The organism is Pseudomonas sp. ArH3a, assembly GCF_022648765.1.
In the GTDB taxonomy this organism is placed as follows: Bacteria; Pseudomonadota; Gammaproteobacteria; order Pseudomonadales; family Pseudomonadaceae; genus Aquipseudomonas.
Window position 1 is genome coordinate 6029612 of sequence record NZ_CP080330.1, and the last position, 17243, is coordinate 6046854.

Here is a 17243-nt window from a genome sequence, read left to right on the forward strand (position 1 = left end):
TTTTCCTGAAGAATTTACGCGGGGCCGGGGCCGGTGGGGAGAACGACACCTTCAGCCACTGGCTTGCGGGTTTCGATGAACAGAAATGGCATGTGAATCAGCGTGCCAGACCGGCCTGTGAGGATGATTCGCTGAACGGCTTCCCCTATCAGGCCTGGAATAATCATCCTGCTGCCGGCCACCTCGCCGTTGTACCGCATGAAATAGCCTGTCCCGATGGAACTGATCAGCATCCATTCATTGCGAGCGCCAAAAGTATCCGAGCCGTTCCAAGCCTCGAGGTATTGGTCGCTGAGCACCTGGTCGCGGTGACTGTAGTTCCAGACGCCACTGGATCGCTTGTAGCTGACGGCATTGTTTCCGGAGTCGAACACCACCGTCGACGACCCGGGCGCCCAAACACGCACGCCGTGGGTTTCGCCGCTGATATACCCGCCGGAGAACACCACCAGGAACTCGCACATATAAGCCCGCAGGAGCGGATAAAGCTGCGCGGTGTTCTGGGGGTTGCCTGGGAGGTTCGTGATGGTGAACACCACCACCATTCCGGTCCATGCGCCTGGCGCGCCCTTAGCGGCAACGTAGCCGATAACGGTGTTGACCTGCGAGGCGACGTTGCGAGGCCTGGCGAATACCAGCGGCGGCGTCGGGCTGGTTGATACACCGTAGAACGTATATTCCAAGAAGATCGCCACCGGCGGGATGCCATCCTTCTCCTTGTAGAGGCGGATATCGGTCCAGCCGGCGTTATCGACGTGCCCAGCGCTCTCACCGACCGCGATGAATATCGGGTTGTTCTCATCGACGGCGAGGTTCCCCCAGTCATTCTTGATCCTGAATCCAATGCTCATGAAGAAATACCAAGGATCAGAAAGCAGGAAACGGGCGCTGCTGACCAGGTCAGCGTATTGCCGTCCGCACTAATCACAACAAGGGGCACTGGGGAGAACCCAACGTTTTCCGCGGGCATCAGGCTGATGTCCAGTTTGAAGCCCGCATACTGCGTCAGGTCCAAGCTGCCACCGGCATTGCTCTGCGTTCGGATCGACTCCATTTTCCGGATTGTTCGAACCGTGCTATCGAACGTGACCTGCCGATTCGCATCACGGCAGCGAATGATCGACGTCATACCATCATCTCCCCGATTTCAATACGCAGGCCGCCGGCGGCGTCGTACCAGTGCTGGTACTGGTCCGTCATGACCATGCGTGTCCCGCCCACGAGGCCATTCATGAAAATCCCGGCCTGCGGGTCGATCACGAACCGTGGCAGCCCGCCGGCACCAATCTGCGAGCTGACCAACTGCCCGTAAATCTGGCCGAAACCGATGGTGATGCTCGCCACGTCGATGGCCTCGGCGCGCAGTTGGCCGCCAATCGTGGTGATCGGGGTGAACCCGTCATTGGCAGTCAGCTTGCCAATACTGATGGGGCCGATCTGCGCTTGCTGGATGGATGCCTCTTTCACCAGCAGCGTGTTGATGTAGACCCGCTCGTTATCCACGGTGAAGGGGTTCACGTAGTTCGGACCGTGAGCCCCGGGAGTGGCGATCCAGAAGCGATTAGCCAAGATAGAGAAGTCAGCCACCTGACCATTGTTATAGGCGCCGAAACCACTGATAAGCCCATTCACGTCGAGCCGGAGCGTGTATTGAGCCGATAGCCCCTCAAGCGCCGATGAATGCGTGCTGAGGGTCTGCTCAATCGCCGCTGACTGGTCGTTCAAGTTGCTTTGTAAGGTGGTGATAGCCCGGGTGGTCGCCTCGAACTCGTTTACGATGGCCTGCTGATCCTGGACGTAAATCGCGTCGGTGTTATCCATCCGCGCGACCAGGCTCATCATGTTGCGGACCTGGGTTTCCAAAGCACTTGCAAAGGTCTCGCTGTAACCGGTCAGCACCGCCTCAGCGGTCTCAAGGCGGGATGACATGCCGTTCAGTGCCTGGGTTGCGGCGTCCTGAAGGGTGATACGTGCCGAGCGCTCGCCGACGATATCGGCCTGGGCCTTACCGACGCTGACCTGCATCAGGTCGATTTGATGGGCGATTGCCTGCTGATCGGAGGTAATGACTTCCTGCAACTGCGTGATAGCCGCCTTCACGTCTTCGCCGGTCTGCACCCGGATATCGGTGATTTGCCGGCGGATCTGGACGTTGTCGTCATCGCGCAGGAATCGCTCAGCGGACGTCAGAAGCCTCGCCGACTGCGCGGCCGCATCCAGCATTGCTATCGTCTGATTCAGTCCTTCCAGGTCGATGGCTTTCGCAAGCGCTTTCGCAAGCTCGCTCTGACTGGTCTGGCTGGTGATCAGCTTGAGCAGATACTCGATATCGAGCTGCGCCTCGATGGGGGTGCCCGCCGGGCTGTTAGGAGGCCCCTCAATGCCCGAGGTGGAAACCCAGGTGATCCAGTAGAAATACACTTTCCCTTTCTTGGGATCGCTGGGGTCTAACGCATCGCCTCGAATTGGGTCGCTGTACATCATGCCCGTGGCGCGGCTGATCTGCGTAGCCTGACCGAAGTTATCGGTTTCACTGCGGTAAATGTTGGTCAGCGAGTGGTTTCGATAGAGCTTGTAGGGGTTATCCCAGGTCAGGGTGTTCATGCCGAACACACCAGCACCTTGAAACCCCACAGGGGCAGGCGGTATTGCCCGGTCTGGCACGCCAGGGCTTGGAACCAATCCGCCGTTACCACCTGGCTTCCAGCCTGGCCGGAGCGTGAACGCACCGCTTTCCAGCAAATCCCGGTAGGTCAGCTTCTTGTCGAGGCCGTTCCCGCGATTCCCCTCGCCCGTCTCAATGATCTCGGTCAGAGCACTGAAGAACGGGCGCAACTCCGCCGAAACCTTGCTGCTGGGTGCAGGAAGGCTTGAGCGTTTGGTCGTCATTAGGTCAACTCAGAGGGAGTGTTGGCAATTTGGATAGAGAAAACTTCGGTCGAGCCGGACGCTTCCACCTGCCACTCGCGCGCATCCGCGAACCCCGGCGGTAGCCTGAACATCTGGTTACTGCCAATTTCAGCGTCGAGCGCGGTGACGCCGTCGGCGATCACCCGGAATCGAACCGGAAAGGCTGCAGCCACCACTTTGCCGCAGCTGAAATTGGCCGAACCTGGTGGAAACTCGAAAACCTTCGAGCGCCACCGGTAGGTCATCGGCGCCCCGCCTCGCCACTTGGCTATTGTGTTGCCCTGGATCAGGTACAGCGCCGAGGCTGCAATGTCGTAGTAGGAGTTGGCCGCCTGCGCGTCGATGAACTCAATGCCTTCGCCCGGGACCAGGGCAAAGCATCCGCCGTCGAAAAACGCCAGGTACCGGCCCTCATACCGACAGGCGTGGATAGTAGCGGGGTTCAGCGCTTGCCATTGTTCCGGTGTCAGCACCCCGTCGGTGATTAACTGCGGCTCGCCGCCGGACACCGCCACCAGCCCCTCGGTCGACGCATAGACGACGTATTCCCCCATATCGACCACCGACCCCCTGGACACGCACACACGGTCTGCATCCGGGTCAGCGGCGCTCATTGCCGCCGGTGTTGTGCCGGTGACCAGTCGCGGGCGCCCGGTGGTGGCGACTACCAGGCCGGCGGTGGTGACGCCGATCCCAACGATTTTGTCGGGAAAGGAAATTTGGTAGTCGACTGGCCAGGCATGCGGGTGATAGGGCTCGCAGAAGCACAGCGTGTTGTCGAAGAACCCGGCAAATATACCGTTTGGCATCTCGACCAGGCCCACCATCGCCGGATCGGGCATATCCCAAGTAAGCGACGGGCAAGCGATGCCGAGCTCATCGCTGTTCACGTCGTCCACCCAGCTGGACTGGGCAACCGGGAAGTCAGCCAAATACAGGAACTCACCGCCGCTTTCCGACCGGTAGAGCCGCTTGGTGACGATGTTGTAAGGCCCATTGGGGGACGGCGGAAGCTGAACGTTGAGCTTTCCGGCCAATTGGTCGCCAGCGCCGTCCCAGCGGTTGATGATGTTCGACGCCGGGCTGGGCGGCCCCTCTTCACCGTAGGCGGAGACATAGGTAACGACATACGTTGCGCCCACCGTGGTGGTGGGCGGCGCCTCGCCCCCGGCCGGCTCCGTCACCAATGGCGCACTGAGCGGTGCTGGAATACCCAGGCGATAAAATCCGGACGGATACGGCCCGGCGCCCTGGGTGGCAACCCCGATGGGCGCCATCTTGGGGAACGAGTCACCGGTCCAGTAGACCCGCGACCAGGCATCCTTCGCCAGCTGGCTTTTCGCGGCATTGACCTGCTGGCCATCGCCCCAGGCAAACCAGAACCCGGCGCCGTTGTTACCGAATGGGTACCGGTAGATAGATGACGGATTAATCACGCCGCCAATCCCAAGCACGGGCAGCGGCGCGTTTTCAGCCCGCAGCGACCCCTTGCGCAGGTTTACGTTGCGAGCCGCCTGGGCGTTGGTCGGCTGCAAAAGACGCGGGGTCAGTGCCGGCAGCTCGCCCTTGAAAGACGTGATCGCAATCGATGTCATGGAAACCTCGGTGTTTTCATCCTTACGCTGCCGGATTGGTGGCCGGCGAGCGCCTCAGATCGGGCATTGGTGCAGAGGGCATAGAACGCTGCCTGATCCATCAGGGCGCGCTGCATGTCGGACCAGGGTTTCTCGGGCATCTTGCGCAGCCAGTACTGGGCGCCGAGCATCAACGCCTCACAGTAACGGTCCAGCAGCCATTCCGGGGGCACCGCCAAAGTGGAGCCAAACGTGGGCCGCACGACCACATCAGCGGTCAGTCCCGAAGGGCCACCGGTGACAATGACCGTATCCGGCGAAGGCTGGAACACCTGGCAATAGGCAGGCCGGCCATCCTGATAAAGCGCCTGGATGCGGACAGGCTCCAGGCCTGGCCCGGCCGTGATCTGCTGCTCACCATCGGACAGCTGAATTCTGACCTTCCAGGCCGGCACTTCGGTGCACAGCTCGCGCAGCGCCCAGGCCACACCGTCACGGATAGAGGCGATTACCACCCCCGGCACGTTTGGCAGGATCTGGTCGACCAGCTGGCTCACGTTCATTGCTGCGGTACCTGTTGTTGGGATGTGGCGGCGACCGGCAGAGGGCCAAGCATGCGATCTGTCTGCACTTTCATGCCCAGGGCAGCCTGGAACATCTGGAAGTGCATCGTTGCACGGTTCAGGTTGGCCGCGTGTTCGGCGTCTTTCGCGTAGGCCCTGGAGAGGATGTAATCCACCAGCACCGGCGCAAACGAATCATCCAGGCGGATCTTTTCAGCGGCGGAGTCGGTGGCCATCGCCTGGGCGTGCGGGTCTGGCACCGACGAGTAGATGATCTCCAGCTTGCTGGTGGCCATCGCCGGCGGGTAGACATAGAACTGGCGCGGCGCCGCCTCGTCGAAGATGTACTGCTCGATCTCCTCGACCTGCTGCTCGGCGTGCCACCGGCGCCTGGTTGAGTCGATAGCGCCTCGGGTCGTGAGAATCACACTCAGCCCACCGCCCGCGGGGGTGATGTTGCGCACCACCTCCAGCAGGCGCAGGCCGCCCTCGGGGATGGATTGCCTGGTGCCCGGGGCGCAAGTAATTTCGGCCGTGACAGAACTGGCATTGGGCTTGATGTTGCAAATTGCCGCATACCCTTCATTCAGCCAATCCAGCAGCTCGGTGTTTGCCCACCGGGTGCCGTTGGAAGTGACTTCCTGCAGGATCTTTTTGGCGCGGGTCAGGATGTTGCCTACAGTCGTCACGGCCACGATTTACACCTCTTGCATGTAGGAAAGTTTCGCCAGCTCAGTGGTCCATACGAACTCACAGCCGGTTCTGGTGTTGCGCAACAGGCGATTGCCCGTGACCGGCGCCGGGCTTTCATGATCATCGTCAACGTCTTCGAGATCGGGCGCCTGGACCTCGCGCAGAGCAGAAGCCGTTGGTGGGTCGCCCCCTACCAACTTCATGTTGATTCCTGGAATGCTCATCTCATCAACGAGCGCCTGCGGTATGTACAGCTGGCCGTCTTCGCCATTCAGAGTGACCGGCCCGACGTGACGCCCGAGGCCTGGGTCGGCAGCCACTTGGACTGTTTCAACAGCGTCACTGTGGGCAACGGCATCGTCGCCGGATGGTAGGTCGCCCCCCGACGCTTGATCAGCACTATTACCCGATGCTGAGTCTGCTGCGGAGTCGGTACCGGCATCAGGATCGCCGGTAGTCTTGGGATCAGCGAGGCCAGCAGTGCCGGCATTGCCAGGCTCCAGATCAGGGTTCGGCGCGGTTTCGTCTCCGGCTTCATCAGCCAGGGCCTTCTCAAGCCCCGCGAGCAATTCGGCGCGGAGCGTGTCCTCGCTTTTGCGTTGGTCAGCCTTCAAGCCCAGATCTTTGAGCATATCGAGCAAGCCGTCTTTGTCGGCTGTTTTGGCCTTTTCAATCAATTCGCGAATCATGGTTTTCTCCGAGAAAAGCAAAAAGCGGCCAGGCGGCCGCTTGTGGTGTGGAGATGATGGTGATCAGCGGCTGCAGTACAGGTTGCCGATCGCTTTCGGGTCGATGACGCCGGAACCGAACACGTTCAAACCACGAACGAGTTTGCCGAAGTCGTTCGGGTTCGGCAGGGTTTCCATCTTGGTCATCTGGCTGGCAAAGGTGAGGCCCTTCTTGTGACCGAACATCACATTGCTCGCCCGCTTCGTCGCAGCGACGTCATCCACTGCGGTGGTGTTGTTGCTGATGTACACCGTGAAGCGGTCGAGCATGCCGACCTTGCCGTTGCGGAATACCGAGGTGGCATCGCCCATGATGCTGGCATCGCGCAAATCGGACTTTTTCAGCATGCCGTTCATCCATGCCGGCAGAACAACCCAGCGGCCTTGCTCGGGCACGTTTTGCTCGTCGAGAACGGTGCCACAGTCCACCAACACATCCAGAATGTTTTCCTTGGTGATCTGCACGGGTGCGCCGGCCTTGCCCAGGTTGATGCCACCCGACTTGGCGCCGGCGTTGTCACCGCGGTTGGCCGCATCGGCATCAGCGTAGTGGCGGTTCAGCAGCTGGGTGTCGATAGCCACCTTCATCTGCTCACCGCCGTCGGTGCTGAACTCGTCCATCAGTTTGATATCGGCCTGGTAAGCATCAACGTCGTTCACCTCGAACGCGAAGTACTTGCCCTGGTCAATCTGAAGCGTGACTTTGTCGCTGACCGGCTTTTCGTAGACCACACCGCCGCCGATTTTGTAGTCCTTGATGACGATCGACGGCACGGTGCGGATGTTGATGGTGTCGCCCTGGTTCTTGATTTCGCCTTCGTAGTCGGTGTTAGCGATCTCACCGAAAACAGTTGCGGCGTACAGCTTCTGCACCAGCTTGCCCGACCACAGCGCGGGGATGAAACCCGATGCACTGGTCGAGCTGTAGTCTGGATGCCCTGCGGCGCGTACTGGACCTGCCATGGTGTAGCTCCTATTTCCTGACGCCTCGCGGCGTTACAGAGCGCGTGCTATCGCGAAATGCGACCGTTTGCTACCGCGTCTGAGATTTCCTGTTCAATCGCAGCCGCCTCGGCTTTCGTGTACCGCTTGCCCAGCGCCACATCCTTGTAGAACTCGTTGATTTCAGCATTGCTCCACCACTTACCCTCCGCCGGCGGCGTAGGATCGGTGCGAGTGGAGCGCGGCTGAACGTTTTCCGGTGGAATGGTGCGGTCTGGGTTCGGTGCTGCCGGTGCGGGCTGCGCGTCTTTGAAGGCCTGGAACAGCGCGGCGACGCGGTATGCGTCGTTGGCTGTCTGGGCCTCGATCAAAAGCTGCTGCCGCTCTTTGCCGGTGAACGTGTCCATGTGGCTGAGCCATTCATGGAACGCGGGCAATCCGTTGATCTCAACAGCGTCAGGAATGCGCTGAATCAGTTGCCGGAAGAATTCTTCCTGCGCCTGCTCGGCTTTTTCCTGCTCGCTTTGCTGGGTTTTTTGCTTCAGCCCTTCAAGTTCGGTTTTGATCGTTTCCAACTCGGCGGGATTGGCGGCAGATGCTTGCCCACCAGCCACTCGCTGGATCAGCGCTACGAGGTCAGGCCCGTAGCTCTCGATCTCCTCAGGGGTCAGATCCGACACTGCGCGCTGCACGGCATTGCCTGCGGGCTTTTGCGCCTTTGCCAGCTCTGCGGTCAGCCGGGACACTTCCTGTTGCAACGCCGGCACTTCGGCGTTGTATTTCCCTTGCATGACTTTGAAGCGTTGCTCCCAGTAGTCAGCCCCATCATTGCGGGCGGCGGGGGCCGGCTCCGGTTTGGCAGGTGCTTGTGGGTCTGAGATCACCGGCGCATCGGGATTTGCTGCCGGAGCCGCATCTGGTGCGGGGTTCTCGGCCGGCTTGTTCAGTGCTTCCTGAATCGCCGTTGCTTCATCGATTTGCGCCTGTACGTTGCGGGGTAGCGTGCTCATTGATCGTGTTCTCCTTGGGTAGAGCCGGCAGGTCCGGGCTTCTGGGTGTGCTACTGGTTCCGGGCACTTGGCCGAATGTCCGGAGAGTGGCCACAAAAAAACCGCCTCAAGTGGGCGGCTTTTTCTGTAGCTACTGGGATGACCGCGAGGTGCTTGCCTGGATTCGCTCAAGCGCCTCGCGGGATTCTTCAAACGACTTGATCAGTTCCCTGGCCAGGCTCGCCCTGCCCTGGGCCCTGAATAAAGCCTCCAGGTTGTTCACCCCCTCCAGGCTCTGCTGCGCCTCCGTCAAATGGCTGTTCAGCATCTCCTTGAGGTGCTTCCATTCCGGGCTGTTGGTCAGGTTGACCAGGGCTTGCCACTGTTGGTTGCTGGGTTTCATTGGCTCCGCCACCTGCATGTTGAAGTTGGGCGACCACGGCACCGTTACTCATGCCGAGGCGCTGGGCCTCAGCGCGGGTTTTCTCGGCCTTCGCGGTGATTTCAGCTGTTTGGGCTGCGGTTTTCTCGGTTTCCGCCTCGACCTGCTGCCCCACCGCCGCGGCTTGCTGTTGTTGCTGTTTGGCCTGCTGGGCCTGCTGCTGCTCCTCCCGGGCCTTCATCTCGGCTTTCGTCGGAATCAGCCCTGGCATATCCAAGCTTTCAGCAACCTTGCGCAATATCGCGGCCCTACCTTCAAGGCCAAGGATCTGAATGTCGGTCGGGTTGTTGGTGAAGCTCAGGAACTGAGTGCGAGCGTTAAGCGTCTGCTCACGCTGAAGCATCGCGTTTGCACCCCGGGCCACGACCTTGCAATCGCCCTTGATGGCGTTGTCATCGGAATAGCGCATATTGAACAACCACAGCGCTTCAATGACGCGACGAACCACTCCACGGTCGATATGACGGATCGCGTCCTTGATCCCCTTGTTCGCCGACTCCATCAGCATCGACAGGCCGCTGGCCGTGTTGCCTGCACCACCGACCTTTTCCGCGCCGTAGATGTATCGCGGGATGTTCGTCGCGTCGTCCGCGCGCTTCTCCCAAGAGTCATAGACCGCCTGAAGCTCACCGGCCATGCTGACCGGCTGGTAAAAGCGAATCACAGGTGACGTCGCTCCACCCTGCATCCCTGGCGTCTGGCCGCTTTTCACCCGCCAGCGCTTCAGCGGATACATCTCGTTAGGGTTTTCACCTGGCTGCAGGCGGTCTTCATCAACTTCCACCTGCGGGCCACTGGCGAACGCCATATTGTTGGCCTGCGCACGGGCTGTTGAGCCACAGAAGTCCTGCACGTCACTCATCAGCTCAGGAATTGCCATCCCCCAGAACGAGCCAGGCACGATCTGAAAAGACGCCTTGTGATATGGCCGACCGCCCAAAGGGTTGCGGTTGAACACGCAGCGGATAACGTGATTGCCGATCAGGATTGCATCAACCTGATATTCATCAAGCACGTCCGGCACCTGCGATGGATCGATGCCCCATTGCAGGAGCATCAGTCCCTGGGCACCGCCCCAATAATGCAGACCTTCGATGGTTTCGCCGTTGTTGATCATCCAGTCGCCGGCTTTATCCTCAAGCCGTGCGCGCTGCGAATCCGTTGCGAGCCATTCACGTAGGCCACCCTGGCCATGCTCAGTAAGCACGGCGCGAACCGCGTTGTCGCTGTAGCCGGGAACACCCGTGAGAGCGTTGAGGCGCGACCGTGTATAGCGTTCGCGCTCGATGATAAATGCGCCGTCATCAGTGTTCGTCGAGTCTGGCGACGGGTAGATATCGAAGGGCGAGACCCGGTGAAACAGTGGCTGAATCTCCTCTGTTTCGATCATTTGCCAGTTTTGGCCCCAGGCTATCTGCGGCACACGTTGAAGCAATGGCCCTTTAACGAATGCAGCGGGGTAGATGGTGAAGTCGTCGATGAACTCCTCGAGCGCGGTCTCCCACCCGCCCTCGGCCAACTGGTCGGCGATAAGCGTTTCATGTGCCTCGCTTGCCTCCTTGGCTTTGGCCTGGATCAGCTCACGCAGCTTCACTTCCAGTTCGGCCGGGTCAGGCATCGTCTGAGGCGGCGAATCTTGCCCCTGCTGTGCCTGCTGTGCCTGCATCATCTGCTGGGCGAGCTTCTGCTGAAATGCAGCAAGAAACTCGGGCGGGATGTCCGCCACCGGTGTTGGATCAAGTCCCCACGGGTGGCCATTGACCGGAATCAGGATGTCACGAATCCATGAAGCGCCCGCGCGGCACTTGGTGGTGGTCAGCTTGGGGTAAATCTCGCTGCCGCCAGCCTCCCGGATCGCCTGGAGCTTCGTCTCCTCATGCTTTCCTTTCTGGCGCCGCGCGCAGTCCAGCAGCCGATCATCGATTTCACGCTTGGCGTTTTTGGCAGAATCAAAACACCGGCGGATGTGCGCCGCCAAAGACGACTGCACCTGCAGAGCGCGCCGGCTTTGCAGCGCCTGCTCCTCAGCGGCGACGTCATCAGCATGCAGGTCTGCGGCGCTCCTGAATTGCAGCAAACCTAATTCAGCCATGGATCATTGCCTCATGAACATTGTTGATTTCAGCCTGCCGGCCGGAGCGGCGCAGTTTCGCGCCGTGCTCCAGTTGCCGCAGGTTGGCCAGCAGATCCTGCATGTAGTTGACGGGGTCGGCCGCGAACTCGGTTAACTTGACGTTGAGTGTCACGCCCAAGTCGTGAGCCATCTCGAATTGCACCCGAACTGCCGGGTGCCCACCGTCCGGCTCCTTGATTTCAACCGCGTCGACCTGGACCAAGCCAATATCACGGCGCAGCTGGAAGCTCTGGACGGTGAGCGGGGCAACCAGGTGGGCTATGACGTCGGCGACCTGCTTCCATTCAATAAACATAGTGGTCATGTGTGCGCGCTCCAGTTGCGTCGGGCTCGGTCTGTGTTTGATGTTGTTGGCGCCGCAGGGATTGCCCCTGCCGTTGCTTCGAAGACTCCGCAGCGGGCCAGGGTTTCAAATGCCTTGGCCCCGTGGCTTGCCCAGTCGTGACGCGGCTGGTCCTTGTACACGCCCAACCTCAGATCCCACTCCTTGCGGTAGTTGTCGATGCAGTCGATCAGCCTCGAAACGCCGGCGGTCCTTGGCTTGCCTGTATCGGCATCGCCAGTCGACGCCCGGGTGTCTTGCTCATCCTCGGCGAACCAGCAAAGCGGCAGGAAGTTACGCACTGCCTGCACGCCCTCGCTGTTGCGGGAGACGCGCGGGACGATCTGAAACGTGATCCCGTATTGCTTTGCCACGTCGATACGGGATTTTCCTGTACCGATCTCGCGCACCACGATGTCGTGCGGGGCATAGTGAGCACCGTATGAATAGCCCAGCTTTTTGAGCAAATCGCCGTAGTACTCCATGCCCTCGCCGGAATGCTCGATGTAATCGATGATGTGCACCTGGCGGCCCACCACCTGGAACAGCACGATGGACATAGCGTCCCCCATGCCCAAGTCCCAGGCAGTGAACACCGGCAAGGTAGGGTTGCGAGTCACCGCCTTGGTGATTCGGCCCTGTTGCCGCAGGAATCGCATCTGCGTGAGGTAGTAGGCGCCTTTGATGCCCTGGTCGAACGCCTCATCCGGCGTGGCCGGGTATTCGCGCTTCATATCGTCGTGGAGCGCTTCGGCCTTTTTGGCGTACCAGGCTTGTTGGGCGCGATCGAGGCGGATGCCATGCTTGGCTGCCAGCTCGGCGAAGTACTCCTGCAACCATTGCGGCACCACCACCTGCTCGTATGCCTCAAGGCGATACGTGGGGTCTTTGAACCAGGGGAAGAAGTGGAACTGCCAATCCATCACCGTCGGCGTGCGGCCGGCGTCCTTAATGGCCCTGGCCAACTCGCAATAGGTGAAAAAGTAACCTTCACGGCCCTCGGCGGTGCTTTCAATGGTGACCCGGTTGCCCAGGCCTACCGCTTCAAATGCACCGGTGACGATTTCCTGAGCCTTGTCAGGGCTCAGTTTGCAGATCTTGCCGAACTCCGACACATGCAGGCGCTGGAGCGTGCCACCCCGGAACGAGGTAGACACCTGGATGCTGGAGCCGTTGTCAAAGATGTAGCCTTGGTCCTTGTCGCTGCGCGGTACCGGCAGGCGCATGCCGATCAGCTTGAAGATTGCCGACCAGGCCGGGTCGCCTGAAAGCTTTTCGTAGGCAAACCTGATCTTGTTGCGGTAGATCTCCTTGGCATCCGGCAGCGTGTGGCAGATGCAGCCGGCGCTATAGTTCCTGGTGAACAGGCAATCGTCGAGCGCGTCGATCATCTCGAAGGTGGTAAAGCCCAACTGCCGGGCCTTGAGGATGATGTCGCGGTTATGCTCGTCGAGGAATCGCTCGCGCTGCTGCTGGTTTGGCTTGAAGCGCTGAACCTTGCCGTTCTTGTCCTTGATTTTGTACAGGGCGTTGAGCCTGTACCACTTGTTGCTCAGAGCCTTCAGCAGTAAAGGCTTGCCCTTGAGTTGCTTGGCGCGGTGCAGGGCGATGAACTCGTCACCCTCTCGCATCAGCCGTTGGCGGTCGGTTTCATTCCCCATCACCAGTTGCCTCAGCCAGCAGATCCTCAAGGGACTTGCCTGTGCTTTCCCGTTCTTTATCGGTGTCCAGGCCGTGGGCCTGACGTTCCATCTTGATCAGCCGCTCCAGGGACTGCGTGGCGTGGCCGATGCTCTTGCCCACGTAGTCCAACGGAATGTCGATCTCAACCGGTTCACCCTTCTGGGTCATGACAGTGATCTTGCCGGCGGCGACCTGCTCATGAATGCGCTCGACATACTGCTGAGTGATATCGCGGGTTCTGGCAATCACCACCTGGTGGCCGCGCACCAGCTGGGCACCGGCCTCGGCGGCCTGTTCGACGATCTCGGCGTCATTGGTTGCCTCTGCGACAGCAGCAGCGGCGGCGCGCCCGGTCTTCTCCCGTACGCGCTGGCGGATCATCTCGGAAAGGTCTTTCTGCCACTCGTGCTTGTCGGCACGGTTACGGATCGAGCTTTCCGACACATTGTGCCGACGGCCAAGCTCGCGGTTCGTAAAGCAGCCCGTCCGGTAATCCCTTTCGACGGCTGCCCAATCACATTTAGCAGCCATGGGAGCACTTCCTTTGCGTGAGTATGGTGTTGAGCTGTTTTACTGCTGCGGCGCCTGGCAGAACGTGGTGATGTAGTCCTGGGCGGCGCGGAGCGCTATCAGTCCTTCATCACCGTCGTTGGCGATGGCGACAATTCTTTCTCCAGCCGCTGGGTCAAGTTCGGCTCGCGCTTTTTCATGACCCAGGCCGGAGGTGGTGGTGGCGGCTCCCACTGCGGGACAGGTGGCTTCGATTGACAACCGGCGAGCGCCAGTACCAACAGCAGTGCGAAGACGCTGATTAACGGCTTGGGCATTCTCCAATTCCTTTGTGTGGTCCGTATCGAGCTGGGCGAGGAGCCGCTGGGTTGTACGGCGCGACTCCGCCGCTTTGTTCATCGTCTCCACCATATCGCTGGCCTTCTTCAGGGCCTGGTTTTGAGACTCAATGCGCTGATAGCCTCCATAGATGATGATCAGGCATCCAATCAGCGCTGCGATCAGGTAGCGGATCACGATAATGCTCGGCGGAGCCCTTCCGCTAAAACCGCTTCCGAATACGCGAAGCCCGCGCACTCATGGGCAATGATGCTGGTCACCATCACACCCAACGTTGCCGGCTTCCGGACGTCGATCACGTCATTGGCATTCACGCCCAAGCGGCCGGCCACGGCCTCGATATAGGCCTCAGTGTTGTTCTCATTGCCAGGTGCCCACCTGGTGATGGTTTCACGCACTGTGTCGATGCCAGGGCCACCCACGCCAGGCATGCCGTCTTTGCCGCGGTAGTTGATCAACAGCTTGCCCAGGGCGCGGATGCCGTTCTCGGGCGTGTCAAAGCGGGAAAACCGTGGGGAGGGCACGCCGACTTCCAACCCAAGCTGCCCCTGCCAAGCATTGCGCGGGTTGTAGTCAATGTTCCCGGGGTTGTTGTTGCGTACTCCACGTGTAGTTGAGGACATGATCCTTACCTAGTTTTGTGATGAATTCGGGGGAAGTACGGGCCACTTGGAAGTGGCATCCATCTGACGTAGTTGGAACTCTGCAGAGATGAGCTTTGAACTCAACACGAGGCAAATCCTGGCAAACCTAAGAGCTATGCACGGAGGTGTTGACCAACGCTTTACTCGCACTTGGTATGATGGCGATTCGATCTATTTCACAATGGGGTCTTCATGGCTTTCAGTGCCACAAACGCAGTCAAAACGATCATTCAAGTGGTGCTAGGTGGGGCGGGCGTCGCCGCGCTCCTCACCATCGCTTACACCATGTGGCACGACTCAACCGAGAGATCGGCCGAGTACGGTGAGAACAGAGCTGCACTCGCATTCACAAAAGGCCAGCTTGTCGAGAGCAAGTCCGAGAACGAAAAGCTCAAAGCAGAAAAGGGATCTCTTCAACTGCAAATTGACGATCTGCGTAAACAACTCCTGACGGAGCAGAACGACAACAAATATGACAAGAAGCTGCTTGATGAAAGTGAGCTAAAAGCAAAACAACTTGAGGAGCGTGTTGCGCAATTGAGCGCATCGCTAAGAAGCTCAGACCCCTGTGCGCCAATCCGGAAAGAAATCACAGATCTTGAAGAGGAACTCCAACGTCCCGCCTACGTAATTCCGCGACTCTCTGACGTCCAACGCGCACAGGGGGAGTCGAGTCTCGAGAAAAAATACAGATCTCTGGATGTATGTCAGTCCTACCGTAGGTAAATTCAGAACGCTGAACTCTCATTTATCGCGCCACGATTCGGCGCATTCGAAAACGTGGCGCGGATTTCAGCTCGACTGCCTTATCTTGCTGACGATGGATTGGGCAGACTCCCGCACTTCTGTCTCGCGGCCGTCAAAGGTGCGGACAATTGCGTGGATGCCCCGGTATTGCGTGCTGGTTGAGGTCTCTTGCACATGAGCGATGGCGCTGGGCGCGAAATAGTGGCTGTAACCATTGTGGTCAGTCAGTTCGATCATGGCCGCTCCTCAGTCTGTGCCCGCGTCAGGGCTTCACCGGCCTTGTCAGCCGCCTTGCTCGCCGTGTCAGCTGCTTGGACGGCAGTGTGTGATGCCTCTTGCACCTTCACTGCGGCGTCCTGGGTCTTCTCGGCCAGGTTGTCTAGGCGCAAGTCACGCTTGCCCAGGGCTGCTACGTAGGCGGCGCGAACCTCAGTGAGTTGCTTGGTGTGTTCAGTGGTGGTTGACCACACGCCGGCTTGCCAGCCCAGGGTTGCGCCTCCGACCACCAGCAGAAGGGCGATTAGCCAGATTTCGACCCGACGCCACCAGTGGCGGGCGATGAATTCCATTGCGCATCTGTCCATCAGTTGTCGTCTCCCAGTTTCGTGCGCAGGCGCGCAATCTCAGCGCTCTGCGTGGTCACCTTCTCGGTCAGGGTGGCGATCTGACTGGTCAGCGCCTCAACCTTCCCTTCCATCCGCCCAACCGCTGCAGCCAGCTCGTTACGTTCTTTGGCGAACTGGTCAGCCCGGGCCTCGGCCTCTTTGCGAGCGGCGCGCTCCTGATTCAGCAGTTCGTTTAGGCGCTTGAGCGTTCCGATGTCGGCGCTATCCATTGCGCGGTCGGTTGCATCTTTGGAGAGGAATCTCCTCAGCCACAGCAGGCCGCCGAGCAACACAGTGCCGGTACCGCCCAGCCATGCGAACGTCCCTGGGCCGAGGTCGTTTGGGTCCATCCGTCTCTCCACAAAAAAGAACACTACAAAAGTGTTGTAATACTACAAATGTGTTGTATTATGGTCTTATCCCAACAACGAGGCGAGGTGATGAAGTTCAGCGAGTTCAGACGATGGTTGAAGGCCCAAGGGGTGACCTTCGAAGCTGGCAAGGGAAGCCACTTCAAAGTAATCGCCCCAAACGGCAACAGGACCACCTTCGCGGATCACGGAAGCAAGGAAATGCCCGAACCGACCCGCAAGGCGATCATTAAACAACTGGGGCTCTGATGAGCCCCTTCGCCACATCTGAACGCCGAACGATCACCTCCAGAGGAGTGACCATGTACGACTACGCAATCCGCTTCGAGCAGGACGACAGCGCTTCCGGCCTGGCCGTGTTCTGCCGCGACCTGCCTGAGCTGAACAGCTACGGCGACGACAAAGAACACGCGATCCGTGAAGCGCTGGATGCGATTGAAAGCGCGCTGTCCATCTACGTCGACGAGCGCCGGGCTATTCCAGAGGCATCCGCCGCACAGGAGGGCGAACACGTCATCTACTTGCCAGCGGTGACCGTGGCAAAGATTGTCCTGTGGAACTCGATGATGGATCGGGATATGCGCAAGGCCGACTTGTGCCGGCTGCTGGGCGTTCATCAGGCCCAAGGGGATCGCCTGGTCGACTTCCTGCACACGTCGAAGATGGAGCAGCTGGAAAACGCCTTGGCCGCTCTCGGCAAACGCCTGTCGGTGTCTGTCGAGGCAGCCTGAATAGGTGCCAGGGCGAACCCTGGCGGTTTGTGCTTATGTGTCGTCATCCCGACGATACGGCACGTCGCTGCAACGCCTCACGGCGTGGCGGTGCAATCACCCCTGTTCGGGATTCAGTGGCTGAGCAACTGCCGCCGCGGTGGTGACGGTCACTGAGCCTTGGTACATCGTTTTCAGCTCCGCGACGTACACGGGCTGCTTGGGCGCCTGCTGGACCATTTGTTCAGCGCGGGCGTTCGCCTCATCCTCAGTCGCGAACTGCGTCTGCAGCGGCGAGTTGGGAAAAGGCTGAGGGATCACTACAAAAGGCATGGGT

At 59.7% G+C, this 17243-nt stretch carries 22 protein-coding genes; 3 read left to right on the forward strand and 19 right to left on the reverse strand.

What is annotated here, in order from left to right; all coding sequences use genetic code 11:
- Positions 1-14: 14 nt before the first annotated feature.
- From K0P33_RS27685 to K0P33_RS27755, 15 genes are all read right to left on the reverse strand, one after another.
- Positions 15-851 carry a hypothetical protein gene (locus tag K0P33_RS27685; protein ID WP_242152651.1) on the reverse strand — a complete coding sequence of 279 codons (837 nt, stop codon included), beginning with the start codon at positions 849-851 and terminating at the stop codon, positions 15-17.
- A complete protein-coding gene (locus K0P33_RS27690; RefSeq protein ID WP_242152653.1) occupies positions 848-1129 on the reverse strand; it encodes a hypothetical protein in 282 nt (93 codons plus the stop codon). Before K0P33_RS27690 ends, K0P33_RS27685 begins: the two co-directional genes overlap by 4 nt.
- Positions 1126-2889, reverse strand: a complete 1764-nt coding sequence (locus K0P33_RS27695) for a DUF1983 domain-containing protein (protein WP_242152656.1) — start codon at positions 2887-2889, stop codon at positions 1126-1128. Before K0P33_RS27695 ends, K0P33_RS27690 begins: the two co-directional genes overlap by 4 nt.
- On the reverse strand, positions 2889-4505 hold the full coding sequence (locus tag K0P33_RS27700; RefSeq protein WP_242152658.1) for a hypothetical protein: 1617 nt from the start codon (positions 4503-4505) through the stop codon (positions 2889-2891). Before K0P33_RS27700 ends, K0P33_RS27695 begins: the two co-directional genes overlap by 1 nt.
- Positions 4502-5047, reverse strand: a complete 546-nt coding sequence (locus K0P33_RS27705; protein WP_242152661.1) for a hypothetical protein — start codon at positions 5045-5047, stop codon at positions 4502-4504. Before K0P33_RS27705 ends, K0P33_RS27700 begins: the two co-directional genes overlap by 4 nt.
- Positions 5044-5742 (reverse strand): DUF6682 family protein, encoded by a 699-nt coding sequence (locus K0P33_RS27710; protein ID WP_078826842.1) that lies wholly within the window; start codon positions 5740-5742, stop codon positions 5044-5046. Before K0P33_RS27710 ends, K0P33_RS27705 begins: the two co-directional genes overlap by 4 nt.
- Before the next feature lie 3 nt (positions 5743-5745).
- Positions 5746-6429, reverse strand: a complete 684-nt coding sequence (locus K0P33_RS27715) for a hypothetical protein (protein WP_242152665.1) — start codon at positions 6427-6429, stop codon at positions 5746-5748.
- 63 nt (positions 6430-6492) lie between these two features.
- On the reverse strand, positions 6493-7431 hold the full coding sequence (locus tag K0P33_RS27720) for a hypothetical protein (protein ID WP_099236443.1): 939 nt from the start codon (positions 7429-7431) through the stop codon (positions 6493-6495).
- A 47-nt stretch (positions 7432-7478) separates the two neighbouring features.
- Entirely contained in the window at positions 7479-8420 is a 942-nt protein-coding gene (locus K0P33_RS27725) for a hypothetical protein (protein ID WP_099236444.1), read from the reverse strand.
- Between the two features lie 188 nt (positions 8421-8608).
- The gene (locus K0P33_RS27730; RefSeq protein WP_242152668.1) at positions 8609-10933 is read right to left on the reverse strand and encodes a hypothetical protein; all 2325 of its coding nucleotides are present in this window, start codon (positions 10931-10933) and stop codon (positions 8609-8611) included.
- Positions 10926-11279, reverse strand: coding sequence for a hypothetical protein (locus tag K0P33_RS27735; RefSeq protein WP_242152672.1), 354 nt, complete (start codon positions 11277-11279; stop codon positions 10926-10928). The genes K0P33_RS27730 and K0P33_RS27735 overlap by 8 nt, the downstream gene beginning before the upstream one ends.
- A complete protein-coding gene (locus K0P33_RS27740; protein ID WP_242152675.1) occupies positions 11276-12958 on the reverse strand; it encodes a terminase in 1683 nt (560 codons plus the stop codon). Before K0P33_RS27740 ends, K0P33_RS27735 begins: the two co-directional genes overlap by 4 nt.
- Entirely contained in the window at positions 12948-13511 is a 564-nt protein-coding gene (locus tag K0P33_RS27745; protein WP_242152678.1) for a hypothetical protein, read from the reverse strand. Before K0P33_RS27745 ends, K0P33_RS27740 begins: the two co-directional genes overlap by 11 nt.
- Before the next feature lie 39 nt (positions 13512-13550).
- Entirely contained in the window at positions 13551-14006 is a 456-nt protein-coding gene (locus K0P33_RS27750) for a lysis protein (protein ID WP_242152680.1), read from the reverse strand.
- Positions 14003-14452 (reverse strand): structural protein P5, encoded by a 450-nt coding sequence (locus K0P33_RS27755; protein WP_242152683.1) that lies wholly within the window; start codon positions 14450-14452, stop codon positions 14003-14005. The genes K0P33_RS27750 and K0P33_RS27755 overlap by 4 nt, the downstream gene beginning before the upstream one ends.
- A gap of 213 nt (positions 14453-14665) precedes the next feature.
- Between K0P33_RS27755 and K0P33_RS27760 the strand changes: the two genes are divergently transcribed.
- On the forward strand, positions 14666-15199 hold the full coding sequence (locus K0P33_RS27760; protein ID WP_242152686.1) for a hypothetical protein: 534 nt from the start codon (positions 14666-14668) through the stop codon (positions 15197-15199).
- 66 nt (positions 15200-15265) lie between these two features.
- Here K0P33_RS27760 and K0P33_RS27765 read toward each other — a convergent pair whose 3' ends face one another.
- From K0P33_RS27765 to K0P33_RS27775, 3 genes are read right to left on the reverse strand one after another with little or no spacing between them, the layout of a single operon-like run.
- Positions 15266-15457 (reverse strand): hypothetical protein, encoded by a 192-nt coding sequence (locus K0P33_RS27765; RefSeq protein ID WP_099236453.1) that lies wholly within the window; start codon positions 15455-15457, stop codon positions 15266-15268.
- On the reverse strand, positions 15454-15804 hold the full coding sequence (locus K0P33_RS27770; protein ID WP_099236454.1) for a hypothetical protein: 351 nt from the start codon (positions 15802-15804) through the stop codon (positions 15454-15456). The genes K0P33_RS27765 and K0P33_RS27770 overlap by 4 nt, the downstream gene beginning before the upstream one ends.
- Complete coding sequence (locus tag K0P33_RS27775; protein WP_099236455.1) at positions 15804-16175, reverse strand: chemotaxis protein; 372 nt, start codon at positions 16173-16175, stop codon at positions 15804-15806. The genes K0P33_RS27770 and K0P33_RS27775 overlap by 1 nt, the downstream gene beginning before the upstream one ends.
- A gap of 90 nt (positions 16176-16265) precedes the next feature.
- On the opposite strand from K0P33_RS27775, the gene K0P33_RS27780 reads away from it, so the two are divergent.
- Positions 16266-16445 carry a type II toxin-antitoxin system HicA family toxin gene (locus K0P33_RS27780; protein ID WP_054919606.1) on the forward strand — a complete coding sequence of 60 codons (180 nt, stop codon included), beginning with the start codon at positions 16266-16268 and terminating at the stop codon, positions 16443-16445.
- Positions 16446-16498: 53 nt separating this feature from the next.
- Positions 16499-16927 carry a type II toxin-antitoxin system HicB family antitoxin gene (locus K0P33_RS27785; protein WP_242152689.1) on the forward strand — a complete coding sequence of 143 codons (429 nt, stop codon included), beginning with the start codon at positions 16499-16501 and terminating at the stop codon, positions 16925-16927.
- A gap of 96 nt (positions 16928-17023) precedes the next feature.
- On the opposite strand, the gene K0P33_RS27790 is transcribed toward K0P33_RS27785, so the two are convergent.
- Positions 17024-17239: a hypothetical protein gene (locus tag K0P33_RS27790; protein WP_078826855.1), complete on the reverse strand. Its 216-nt coding sequence runs from the start codon at positions 17237-17239 to the stop codon at positions 17024-17026.
- Positions 17240-17243: the final 4 nt, after the last annotated feature.

What these genes read in the sequence shown, in the direction of transcription:
- K0P33_RS27685 (WP_242152651.1), bottom strand. Translation starts at nt 851, where the DNA reads ATGAGCATTGGATTCAGGATCAAGAATGACTGGGGGAACCTCGCCGTC.
- K0P33_RS27755 (WP_242152683.1), bottom strand. Translation starts at nt 14,452, where the DNA reads ATGTCCTCAACTACACGTGGAGTACGCAACAACAACCCCGGGAACATT.
- K0P33_RS27725 (WP_099236444.1), bottom strand. Translation starts at nt 8,420, where the DNA reads ATGAGCACGCTACCCCGCAACGTACAGGCGCAAATCGATGAAGCAACG.
- K0P33_RS27780 (WP_054919606.1), top strand. Translation starts at nt 16,266, where the DNA reads ATGAAGTTCAGCGAGTTCAGACGATGGTTGAAGGCCCAAGGGGTGACC.
- K0P33_RS27765 (WP_099236453.1), bottom strand. Translation starts at nt 15,457, where the DNA reads ATGATCGAACTGACTGACCACAATGGTTACAGCCACTATTTCGCGCCC.
- K0P33_RS27740 (WP_242152675.1), bottom strand. Translation starts at nt 12,958, where the DNA reads ATGGGGAATGAAACCGACCGCCAACGGCTGATGCGAGAGGGTGACGAG.
- K0P33_RS27775 (WP_099236455.1), bottom strand. Translation starts at nt 16,175, where the DNA reads ATGGACCCAAACGACCTCGGCCCAGGGACGTTCGCATGGCTGGGCGGT.
- K0P33_RS27715 (WP_242152665.1), bottom strand. Translation starts at nt 6,429, where the DNA reads ATGATTCGCGAATTGATTGAAAAGGCCAAAACAGCCGACAAAGACGGC.
- K0P33_RS27705 (WP_242152661.1), bottom strand. Translation starts at nt 5,047, where the DNA reads ATGAACGTGAGCCAGCTGGTCGACCAGATCCTGCCAAACGTGCCGGGG.
- K0P33_RS27770 (WP_099236454.1), bottom strand. Translation starts at nt 15,804, where the DNA reads ATGGACAGATGCGCAATGGAATTCATCGCCCGCCACTGGTGGCGTCGG.
- K0P33_RS27690 (WP_242152653.1), bottom strand. Translation starts at nt 1,129, where the DNA reads ATGACGTCGATCATTCGCTGCCGTGATGCGAATCGGCAGGTCACGTTC.
- K0P33_RS27735 (WP_242152672.1), bottom strand. Translation starts at nt 11,279, where the DNA reads ATGACCACTATGTTTATTGAATGGAAGCAGGTCGCCGACGTCATAGCC.
- K0P33_RS27785 (WP_242152689.1), top strand. Translation starts at nt 16,499, where the DNA reads ATGTACGACTACGCAATCCGCTTCGAGCAGGACGACAGCGCTTCCGGC.
- K0P33_RS27720 (WP_099236443.1), bottom strand. Translation starts at nt 7,431, where the DNA reads ATGGCAGGTCCAGTACGCGCCGCAGGGCATCCAGACTACAGCTCGACC.
- K0P33_RS27745 (WP_242152678.1), bottom strand. Translation starts at nt 13,511, where the DNA reads ATGGCTGCTAAATGTGATTGGGCAGCCGTCGAAAGGGATTACCGGACG.
- K0P33_RS27730 (WP_242152668.1), bottom strand. Translation starts at nt 10,933, where the DNA reads ATGGCTGAATTAGGTTTGCTGCAATTCAGGAGCGCCGCAGACCTGCAT.
- K0P33_RS27695 (WP_242152656.1), bottom strand. Translation starts at nt 2,889, where the DNA reads ATGACGACCAAACGCTCAAGCCTTCCTGCACCCAGCAGCAAGGTTTCG.
- K0P33_RS27700 (WP_242152658.1), bottom strand. Translation starts at nt 4,505, where the DNA reads ATGACATCGATTGCGATCACGTCTTTCAAGGGCGAGCTGCCGGCACTG.
- K0P33_RS27790 (WP_078826855.1), bottom strand. Translation starts at nt 17,239, where the DNA reads ATGCCTTTTGTAGTGATCCCTCAGCCTTTTCCCAACTCGCCGCTGCAG.
- K0P33_RS27760 (WP_242152686.1), top strand. Translation starts at nt 14,666, where the DNA reads ATGGCTTTCAGTGCCACAAACGCAGTCAAAACGATCATTCAAGTGGTG.